The following is a 9,074-nucleotide window of genomic DNA, read 5'->3' on the forward strand; positions in this document are numbered from 1 at the left end:
ATCAAAAGAAGCCGTATCACCAGACAATCGTCACACCCTCACAGCAAGCCGTGTTATCGATTCTCTCCCAGTAGGCGGGGGAAAGGTAATCGCTGCCAGCCAGTAAATGCTCGATATACCAGCGTGCCGGACGAATGCAGTGATCAATCACGGCGGGGTTGGCAATATAGACCCAGGCGGGCACAACACCGCGCTCTGTCTGCACCGGAAAACGTTCGCGACTGTACCTGAATGGCGCGCCTTCAAAGGGATCCAGCCTGGCAATTTCAGCGGGATTTTCCAGCTGGTAAAGAACCCCTTCCACCCGCTCATCCCGGGCAAAAATGATATTGGCGCAAGCCAGCCGGGCATCGTGGCCGGAGCGTTTGTTGAACCGCAGACCATAACCATCCAGCCAGCCAGCACACTGGCCGACGACCCGCATGTCACGCGCAGCCATGCGCTGTGAATTCATATTTGAGCCGTAGGCAAAATAGTAGCTCACAAAATATACCCAAGGTATTGTGCTTTGAAATGATCGGTAGTACCTTATTTTGCGTGGATGCGTTTTAGCCGTACGCACCCATCAGGTCCCGATCCAGGACGCAGTTCCTCAGGGCCTGTTCGAACTGCCATTTGAGGAGGCTGTATTATGACTACCTCAACACCTGACCACAACACGGACAACGTGGTCGATCTCTTCACAGGGAAGCCCTACTCCTCCCGGTTAAACCGCCGCATTATCCGTCTCGCTCCCGAACTCGATGGTCTGGAAATGATCTATTCCAACGAGACTCATCCCAACAAGCTGTTCAGTGTCAAAGTGTTGTGCTGGGCATTGCGTGCCGATGGTGAGGTGGTGGGTCTGGTGCCCTGGCTCGATGACATCATGCCATGCACCGAGATACAGGATCCGCTGAACGGTCACTGGGAGGGCTACTACGATCCGGGCATCGATGAAGTCTTTTTTGAAGCGCCCATCCACAAGGTATTGGAGGTAGAAACAGCTGCAGAATACTATGAGATCGATTGCGAGACAGACAGCGATGTCGTCCAGGAACTGCCGGACACCATTGGCACCCATGCGGTACTGTCGAGCGACGGGTTCAAAAGTATTACGCTGAAAGAAGTCGTCAGCTGGCGACTGCTCTATGATGGCTCCGTGCAGGGCATGCTGATTGATGATGAAAAAATCATCAGCACACCCGTGCTGCCCGGCGATGCGTGCCTCTACTCAGCCAAAGGCGAAGAGACTTTCTGCTATTTCTTCCAGCACCATATCGCCAACAAGATCAAGGCGCAGGATCCGGAAGCACTGGCAGCGATCTCCATGCTGGTGGAGTCCTGAGTAAAGCGGCAGGGACTGGGGAAACCCGGCCTGTAAAATTAAAGCGCCGCTGACAGCCCGTGGGATAGCATCAAAGCTGTCCCGATGATGGCACCGGGCGGCTCAATGAAACAGACCCGATAACCCTGTGTGACTCGGGTCGGTTGTCCTGCTCACCCCGTTTTCTGTTGTCAGGCACGCTGTTGCCGCCCCAGCCTCCTTCCCAATTCTCCTTGCCAAACAGCCTTGTCTCAATAACTCATCAATGCAGCTCAGGACTATGTACCGAGGCTGCCTCTCAATGTGACGCCTATGGGCAATTGCGAGCAAAGGCCGACACGGAGTTGGCGACGGCAGCCAGGTGTTCAGTCTGATCAAGGCCCGAGGCCTTGCGGGGTTTCAGATCGTGATTGCCGTCTTCCAGCCAGTGGATCATTACGGCAGGACTCAACGCGACTTCGGCCAACTCATCGGACCTGCCAAAGGGATCGCGGGTGCCCTGATAGATCAGGGCCGGCGTAGTCATGGCCAGCAAGTGATCAACCCGCATCCGTTCAGGCTTGCCGGGCACATGAAAGGGGTAACCGAGACAGCACAGCCCTGCTGCGCCCAGCTCGTCGGCGACCATACTCGCCATGCGACCACCCATGGATTTACCGCCGATCAGTATCGGGGCGGGAAGATCCTCGCGATGACAGCAGTGGGCGTAGACTTCACGCCAACAATCCAGCAATACGGGCTGGCGGTCCGGCGGCCGCTTTTTCCCGGTGAGACGACGTTGTCGCATATAGGGAAACTCAAAGCGCACAACCGTCACACCCTCGACCGTCAACTGTCGGGTGATGGCCACCATAAAATCACTGTCCATCGGCGCACCGGCACCGTGGGCCAGAATCAATGTGCCAACAGACTGTGTTTGCTCTGCTGGCCGGTCTATCAGATAGCTCAGGGGGATAGCTGTCACGGTGAATCGGCCAGCTGACGAAACTGTTGCCGCGACAGCAGATTGCAACTTTCTGTCACCGGATCGAAGGTAATCACCACATCACCGCGATCCACCTGCCGCCTGAGCCGCTGCCGTTTGGCCTGCAGCGTCAACTCCTCGAAACCGTAGTCCGTGCCCTCGCGGGCGATAAAGTCATCCAGCAGCGCGGTGAGCAGTTCATCGGATAACCGGTCTGGTGGAATCAGAATCACGGTGCCGCCGGTTTAATAAACTTCAGCGTCATGCGGTCGCTCTCACCAATGGCCTGATACTTCTCCCGATCCTTCTCCTGCAACCGCAGGGAGGGCGGCAGGGTCCAGACACCCTCGGGGTGATCAGTCGTATCCTTGGGATTGGCATTGAGCTCGGATCTGGCCGCCAGCACAAAACCGGCTTTTTCCGCCAGCTCAATCACGTAGGCCTCCGGCATATAGCCGCTACGTATCATTTCCGCCCGGTCGATGGTGCGACTGGTGCGATGCTCCACGACACCGAGCACTCCGCCGGGTTTGAGCGCCCGGAAGAACAGCTCAAACGCTTTTCCTTCACTGTCAGAGCGCAACCAGTTGTGTACATTGCGGAACGTCACCACCCGATCGGCAACCCCATCGGGCACCGTCAGCACGCCGTTCGCCGGGTCGAATGTCGAGAGAATTACATCGCCATACACCGGCGGATCAGTGGCCAATTTCGCGGTAAATGTCGCCAGCGACTGTTCGTAGTAAGACACACCGCTGTCTTTTGGAAAATGCGCGGCGTACAACAGACCCCGATCAGCGCCCCCCTGATGGACCAGCGGTGCGAGAATCTCGGTATACCAGCCGGCACCGGGGGAAATCTCCACCACGGTCATGCCTGGTTCCACCTGAAAAAAGGCCAGGGTTTCCACCGGATGGCGATAACTGTCGCGTGCCACAAATTCAGGCGTCCGGTGCGCTCCCGCAAAGGGGGATGTATCGGCTATCGCATCGACACATCCCAGCCATAACACCAGCAACAGTAACGGATTAATGATTTTCATCTCGATCTCCTCTGGGTATCCGATGGCTCCAAAATGGCCGGCAGATAATGCCCGGTCATGGCCCGGGGCCGATTGTTAGGCCATAATAGTCCCACAACAGCACAGGAATAAGAACCGCCGCATGAAACACTATCTCGCATTGACCGTCATCGCCGATGATCGTCCCGGCATTGTGGAGCGCATCGCCGACGTGGTCACTCGCGCCGGTGGCAACTGGCTGGAAAGCAGCATGTCCCGCCTTGCCGGTAAATTCGCCGGCATCCTGTTGGTGGATATTGCCGAAGACCGACAGACGACTCTGCTCACGGCACTGGAACAATTACAACACCAGGGTATTCGGGTAACCGGCGAGGCCTGTTCCTCACTGCACTCTTCACTGCACCCAGCCGATGGCGAGCGCGTCACACTGACGGTGGTCGGCAACGACCGAGCGGGTATCGTCGGCGAGATCTCCGGCATTCTGGCAAAACTGCAGGTCAACGTGGAAGAGCTCTGCACCCACTGTGAGGATGCGCCGATGAGCTCGGAAATCCTGTTCCGGGCCAGTGCCACCCTGCAGTTGCCACAGGACCTCGACAGAGGCCGACTGCAACAGGCATTGGAAAGTGTATCGGACGACCTGATGGTGGAGCTGGAACAGACCTGAAGGGATTCAGGCGACCAGGCCTTTCAATAACAGACCCACCCCAAATGCCATCCCGGCAGCAATACCACCGATCACCACCGTTTCCAGCCCGGACACCAGCCAGCCCTGATCGACAAAACGACCTTTCATGGCACCGACGATGAAAAAAGCTATCACGGTTAAGCCCGCAGAGAGGCCAAAGGCGTAGTCGATCAGACCCGGTGATAACCAGTTGGCGACATAGGTCGTCAACGGTATGAACCCTACCAGGCAAAAGGCGACAAAGGTGGCCAGACCGGCCCTGAACGGGTCATGTGATTGCAGAGAGAGACCGAACTCTTCCTGAACCATGGTATCCACCCAGGTTTTCTCATCCGAGGTAATCACACCCACAGCATCTTCGAGAACACGTCCCTCGAAACCCTTGCGGGCATAAATCTGGCGAATCTCCTCCACCTCGCCCTCGGGAAATCGTTTAATTTCTTCAATTTCCCGGTTGCGGATCTTGATGCGGTGTTGGTTCTCCGCACGGGTACCCAGGTAATTACTCACCGCCATGCTGAAACCGTCCGCCAGCAGGTTGGCAAAACCCAGGATAATGATGACCGAAGAAGACAGACCGGCACCGGCAACACCCGCAACGATGGCAAAAGTGGTAATGGCACCATCCACCGCACCGTAGATAAAGTCCCTCACGTAAACAGAATCCGGGCCATCATCCAGACGCTGGGCAATCAGGTGGGGATGGTGGTGGGCTTTAAAGTCCTCGATCCCGTCGAGTTGGTCGTGGTTTTTCATCAATCATCCGCTCCGGGCATGGTTATTCCGCTCCGGCAAAAACCGGGATTAGGCGAAGGGGCTTCAGGCTACGCCGCTCAGAACCGAAAATACCAGATAGCTATTGTAGGCAATAAATACCAGCAGTAGGCCGAAACCTTCAAACCGGTTAATCCGGCCCTGCCGGCCCTTAAAGCCATAGGCCATCAACAGCAACATCACCATGAGAATCGTCATGGTGGCCCAATCGCGGGTTAACACCTGTTGTGACAGGTTGGTCAAGGGTTCAATAAGACCCGCGATGCCGACCACCGCCAGAATATTGAACATATTGGAGCCGACGATATTGCCGATGGCGATATCGTGTTCGCCCTTGCGCACGGCAATCACGGAAGAAGCCAGTTCGGGCAAGGACGTCCCCAGCGCGACAATCGTCAGACCAATCACCAGATCGCTGACACCCAGGGATTCGGCAATGGTGACAGCCCCCCACACCAGCAGCCTCGAGCTGGCCACCAATACGATCAAACCCACTGCCAGCCAGAAGATGGCTTTCGCCAGCGGCAGGGTATGTTCACGTATTTCCTGATCGAAGTCTGTTGCCAGGGCATCACCCCGGTCGCGAATGGCTGAAAAAACCGACCAGCCGATCAACGCAAAAAAACCGATCAGCAGCAATGCCGCCTCCCAGCGAAGTACTGCGTTATCCCATAGCATGAGACCCGCGCCAACACAGATCAAAATCAGCAGCGGCAGCTCCTTGCGAACGATTTTTGAATGCACCATGATCGGCATGATCAAGGCCGTGACACCCAGTATCAGGCCGGTATTGACAATATTGGACCCCAGCGCATTACCCAGCGCCAGTTCCGGGCTGCCATCCAGAGCCGCCATGGCCGACACCACCATCTCCGGCGCAGAGGTGCCAAAACCGACAATCACCATGCCGATCAGCAGGCTGGGCATGCCGGCATGATAGGCCGTCGCCGCAGCACCATCCACAAACCGGTCGGCACTCCAGATCAACAGGCCAAAACCCACCAGCACCGCCAGCGTTGCAATCAGCATATCACCCTCTTTTTAACCGTTCGTGCAGTCATTAAAATCTGCGCATCTATCTTGTCAATGCACACCTGTCACCCACTGACAGGCGGTGCATCCTAACCGGCACAACCACGCAAGGCCAGCGGTCAGGAGCAGCCAGCACGCTACTGCCCACCGGCAAAATCATTTTGTCGCCAGGCCTCATAACTGACAATGGCCACCGCATTGGACAAATTCATACTGCGGCAGCCGGGACGCATGGGAATTCTCAGACGGTGGGCCGGGGCAAAACTGTCCATCACCGGCTGCGGTAAACCGGCTGTTTCCGAACCGAACAGGAGCACGTCACCGGGGCGATAAACGATCCCGTCATGGGGCACGTTTCCCTTCGTGGTACAGGCGAAAATCCGCCTGTCACCCATCTGCGCCAGAAATGCCGTGTAGTCGGGGTAACGGGTGACTGAGGTCATATCCCGGTAATCCAGCCCGGCCCGGCGCAATTTCTTTGTTTCCAGATCGAAACCCAACGGTTCGATCAGATGTAAATGACTGCCGTTATTCGCCATCAAACGGATGATATTACCCGTATTCGGGGCGATCTGCGGTTCGTAAAGGGCAATGTGAAACATAGAGAGATCACGCGAAGATAAGGCAGCCATTCTAACAGGTGCGAGTGCCTGCAGACATACTGCCTGCCCCGTCACCACCAATGATGCACGGTGACAATCAATCGGGCGGTAATCAACCAGAACGGTTCATGGATCGAAATATCGGCAAGCAGGCAATGGGTCATCGTACTTGACTTTATCGCAGCGATATTTATGATACGATATATCATCTTATTTATAGTTCTGATTTAAAAAAGGAACCACCATTGCCGCCATGGATATCACCACTATGAAACCTCAACACAACAAACTGCCCGTCACCGTGTTGTCCGGGTTCCTGGGCGCAGGAAAAACCACTGTGCTAAACCATATCCTGCACAACCGGGATGGCCGTCGGGTCGCTGTCATTGTCAACGACATGAGCGAAGTCAACATCGATGCCGCCACCATTCAAAATGAAGTACAACTGAACCGCAGCGAAGAGCGTCTGGTAGAAATGAGCAATGGCTGTATCTGCTGCACGCTGAGAGAGGATTTACTCGAGGAGGTCGGCCGGCTTGCCGCTGAAAACCGTTTCGATTATCTGGTGATCGAATCCACCGGTATTTCGGAACCCCTGCCAGTGGCAGAAACTTTTACATTCGCCGATGAGCAGGGTCGAAGCCTGTCCGATGCCGCACAACTGGATACCATGGTAACCGTCGTGGATGCGGTCAATTTCATGCATGACTATATCGAAGCAAAGCAGCTACAGGAGACCGGCGAAAGCCTTGGCGAGGACGACCACCGAAGTGTCGCCGACCTGCTGGTCGACCAGGTGGAATTCAGTGATGTGATCCTCATCAGCAAAACCGATCTGGTGTCAGCCGAAGCATTAAACAAGCTCAAAGGTGTGCTGAAAACACTCAATACCGAAGCGGATATCGTCGCCATTGAAAACGGCCAGATAGATTTGAGTAAGGTGCTGGGCACTGGCAGATTCAGTTTTGAGCGGGCACGACAGGCACCCGGCTGGTTGAAGGAAATGCGCGGCGAGCACGTGCCTGAAACCGAAGAATATGGCATCAGCAGTTTTGTGTACAAGGCACGTCGCCCGTTCCACCCCAAGAAATTCCACGACTTTCTCCACAACCCACAATTGCACGGCAAACTCATTCGCTCGAAAGGCTGCTTCTGGCTGGCCACACGCCCGGCACATATCGGCAGTTGGAATCAGGCGGGTGGCATCGCCCGGTGTGGCGTTGGCGGCATATTCTGGAGGGCGGTACCCAAGGATCAGTGGCCCCAGGATCCGGCAACAAGAGAAGCCATTTTAAAGCAGTGGGAAGAGCCATTTGGTGATATGCGGCAGGAACTTGTGTTTATCGGTCAGGGACTCGATCGCGACCAGGTTTACCAACAACTGGACGATTGCCTCCTGTCTGAAGAAGAACTGTTTGCGGGCAAAGAACACTGGCTGTCTCTACCGGACCCGTTCCAGGCGTGGGCTTCCCCTGAGGAACAATGATCATGTCCGATAATTCTGCCCTGAAACTGCTGGCCATTGAGGATAGCGGTAGCGTCACCGGCACAGACCCGGGTGTGTTCTCAAGTATCTACAATGCCGATATCAACATGACTATCTGGCAGAGAACCCTCAATCTGCCGATGCAGGTTTATGTGGCGTCGCTGATAAAAAGTCCGCCTGTTTTTCAGACATTACAGGCCGTCATGCAGGGGAACGAAGTAACGCCCTGGCTCTCCGCCCACCTGCCGAACCGTCGGGGGAAACCCGCATTGATTGCGGATATTTCCCGGCTGTGCGAGATGTTTTCGGTGCTGTTTGACCTGGAGCGAATCGGCCTGCGCATGGCCCTGCTGAGTCAGGCCATGTGCCCGCGATTCCATGTGGACCATATTCCCTGTCGAATGGTGACGACCTACGGCGGCCCGGCCACTGAATGGCTTGAAAACAACCGGGTCGAGCGCACCAGACTCGGCAAAGGCGGAAAAGGAAAACCCGATGACCAATCAGATATTTTCAGCTCACCCCGGCATATCAGCCAACTCACCGTCGGCGATGTTGCCCTGCTAAAAGGTGAGTCATGGCATGGCAACGAAGGCCGGGGAGCCGTCCACCGATCTCCTCCCATGCCCTCCGGCGCAGCCAGATTGATGCTATCACTGGACTTTGGGTAATCCATCCAACCTGAATAGTCGAGGGTCCTTCGGCCCCTTCGGGGGCCTTTTTTTACAACAACGCGCCATCAAACAACTGGCCAGACTATGAATAGTGTCAAAGTTCTTTTCATCACTCTGTCGGTGCTGCTGTGCGCATTAATTACCAGCAACGTTACGGCACAGGGCACCGCCGACCGCTCGTCACAACAGCACAGCCCCCATGTGCATGGCGAAGCAGAGCTGCAGGCTGCGCTGGATAATGACCGGCTGCTTCTGGAGTTTCGCAGCCCGGCCATGAATCTGGTGGGCTTTGAACACCCACCCCGCGACCACCGACAACAGGCCGCCATTGAACGGGCGGGGAAATTACTCAGCTCGCCACAGGCACGGTTTACCTTTCCGGGCACGGCATGCCGGAGCATCAAAGTACAGATAGAGCAGCCCTATGCCAACAGTCGCCATACCCATGATGGCCGGGATAATCCCCAACACGAACACGAACACGAACACGAACACGAACACGAACACGAACACGAACACGAACACGA

The 9,074-nt window shown here is 55.8% G+C and carries 12 protein-coding genes; 5 read left to right on the forward strand and 7 right to left on the reverse strand.

Annotated elements, in window-relative coordinates; translation table 11 throughout:
* Positions 1–16 precede the first annotated feature (16 nt).
* Entirely contained in the window at positions 17–484 is a 468-nt protein-coding gene (locus QZ516_RS12365; RefSeq protein WP_297190344.1) for a gamma-glutamylcyclotransferase family protein, read from the reverse strand.
* Between the two features lie 147 nt (positions 485–631).
* Between QZ516_RS12365 and QZ516_RS12370 the strand changes: the two genes are divergently transcribed.
* Positions 632–1,327 (forward strand): hypothetical protein, encoded by a 696-nt coding sequence (locus QZ516_RS12370; RefSeq protein WP_036860782.1) that lies wholly within the window; start codon positions 632–634, stop codon positions 1,325–1,327.
* A gap of 289 nt (positions 1,328–1,616) precedes the next feature.
* Here QZ516_RS12370 and QZ516_RS12375 read toward each other — a convergent pair whose 3' ends face one another.
* From QZ516_RS12375 to QZ516_RS12385, 3 genes are read right to left on the reverse strand one after another with little or no spacing between them, the layout of a single operon-like run.
* Positions 1,617–2,270 carry an alpha/beta family hydrolase gene (locus QZ516_RS12375; RefSeq protein WP_297190347.1) on the reverse strand — a complete coding sequence of 218 codons (654 nt, stop codon included), beginning with the start codon at positions 2,268–2,270 and terminating at the stop codon, positions 1,617–1,619.
* A complete protein-coding gene (locus QZ516_RS12380) occupies positions 2,267–2,503 on the reverse strand; it encodes a YheU family protein (protein WP_297190348.1) in 237 nt (78 codons plus the stop codon). Before QZ516_RS12380 ends, QZ516_RS12375 begins: the two co-directional genes overlap by 4 nt.
* Positions 2,500–3,312 carry a methyltransferase gene (locus QZ516_RS12385; protein ID WP_297190351.1) on the reverse strand — a complete coding sequence of 271 codons (813 nt, stop codon included), beginning with the start codon at positions 3,310–3,312 and terminating at the stop codon, positions 2,500–2,502. Before QZ516_RS12385 ends, QZ516_RS12380 begins: the two co-directional genes overlap by 4 nt.
* Before the next feature lie 121 nt (positions 3,313–3,433).
* Between QZ516_RS12385 and QZ516_RS12390 the strand changes: the two genes are divergently transcribed.
* Complete coding sequence (locus QZ516_RS12390; RefSeq protein WP_297190354.1) at positions 3,434–3,958, forward strand: ACT domain-containing protein; 525 nt, start codon at positions 3,434–3,436, stop codon at positions 3,956–3,958.
* A 6-nt stretch (positions 3,959–3,964) separates the two neighbouring features.
* Here QZ516_RS12390 and QZ516_RS12395 read toward each other — a convergent pair whose 3' ends face one another.
* The 3 genes from QZ516_RS12395 to QZ516_RS12405 all read right to left on the reverse strand — a co-directional run bounded on the left by QZ516_RS12395 (position 3,965) and on the right by QZ516_RS12405 (position 6,387).
* Complete coding sequence (locus QZ516_RS12395; protein ID WP_297190358.1) at positions 3,965–4,735, reverse strand: VIT1/CCC1 transporter family protein; 771 nt, start codon at positions 4,733–4,735, stop codon at positions 3,965–3,967.
* Between the two features lie 63 nt (positions 4,736–4,798).
* Positions 4,799–5,782 (reverse strand): calcium/sodium antiporter, encoded by a 984-nt coding sequence (locus QZ516_RS12400; protein WP_297190361.1) that lies wholly within the window; start codon positions 5,780–5,782, stop codon positions 4,799–4,801.
* 140 nt (positions 5,783–5,922) lie between these two features.
* On the reverse strand, positions 5,923–6,387 hold the full coding sequence (locus QZ516_RS12405) for a tRNA (cytidine(34)-2'-O)-methyltransferase (protein ID WP_272993212.1): 465 nt from the start codon (positions 6,385–6,387) through the stop codon (positions 5,923–5,925).
* 253 nt (positions 6,388–6,640) lie between these two features.
* Between QZ516_RS12405 and zigA the strand changes: the two genes are divergently transcribed.
* From zigA to QZ516_RS12420, 3 genes are all read left to right on the forward strand, one after another.
* Positions 6,641–7,873 (forward strand): zinc metallochaperone GTPase ZigA, encoded by a 1,233-nt coding sequence (gene zigA / locus QZ516_RS12410; RefSeq protein ID WP_297190365.1) that lies wholly within the window; start codon positions 6,641–6,643, stop codon positions 7,871–7,873.
* Positions 7,874–7,875: 2 nt separating this feature from the next.
* A complete protein-coding gene (locus QZ516_RS12415) occupies positions 7,876–8,544 on the forward strand; it encodes a DUF1826 domain-containing protein (RefSeq protein WP_297190368.1) in 669 nt (222 codons plus the stop codon).
* 87 nt (positions 8,545–8,631) lie between these two features.
* On the forward strand, positions 8,632–9,074 hold a 443-nt coding region (locus QZ516_RS12420), incomplete at its 3' end, for a DUF2796 domain-containing protein (protein ID WP_297190371.1).

The organism is uncultured Porticoccus sp. (assembly GCF_913061305.1).
Lineage (GTDB): Bacteria > Pseudomonadota > Gammaproteobacteria > Pseudomonadales > Porticoccaceae > Porticoccus.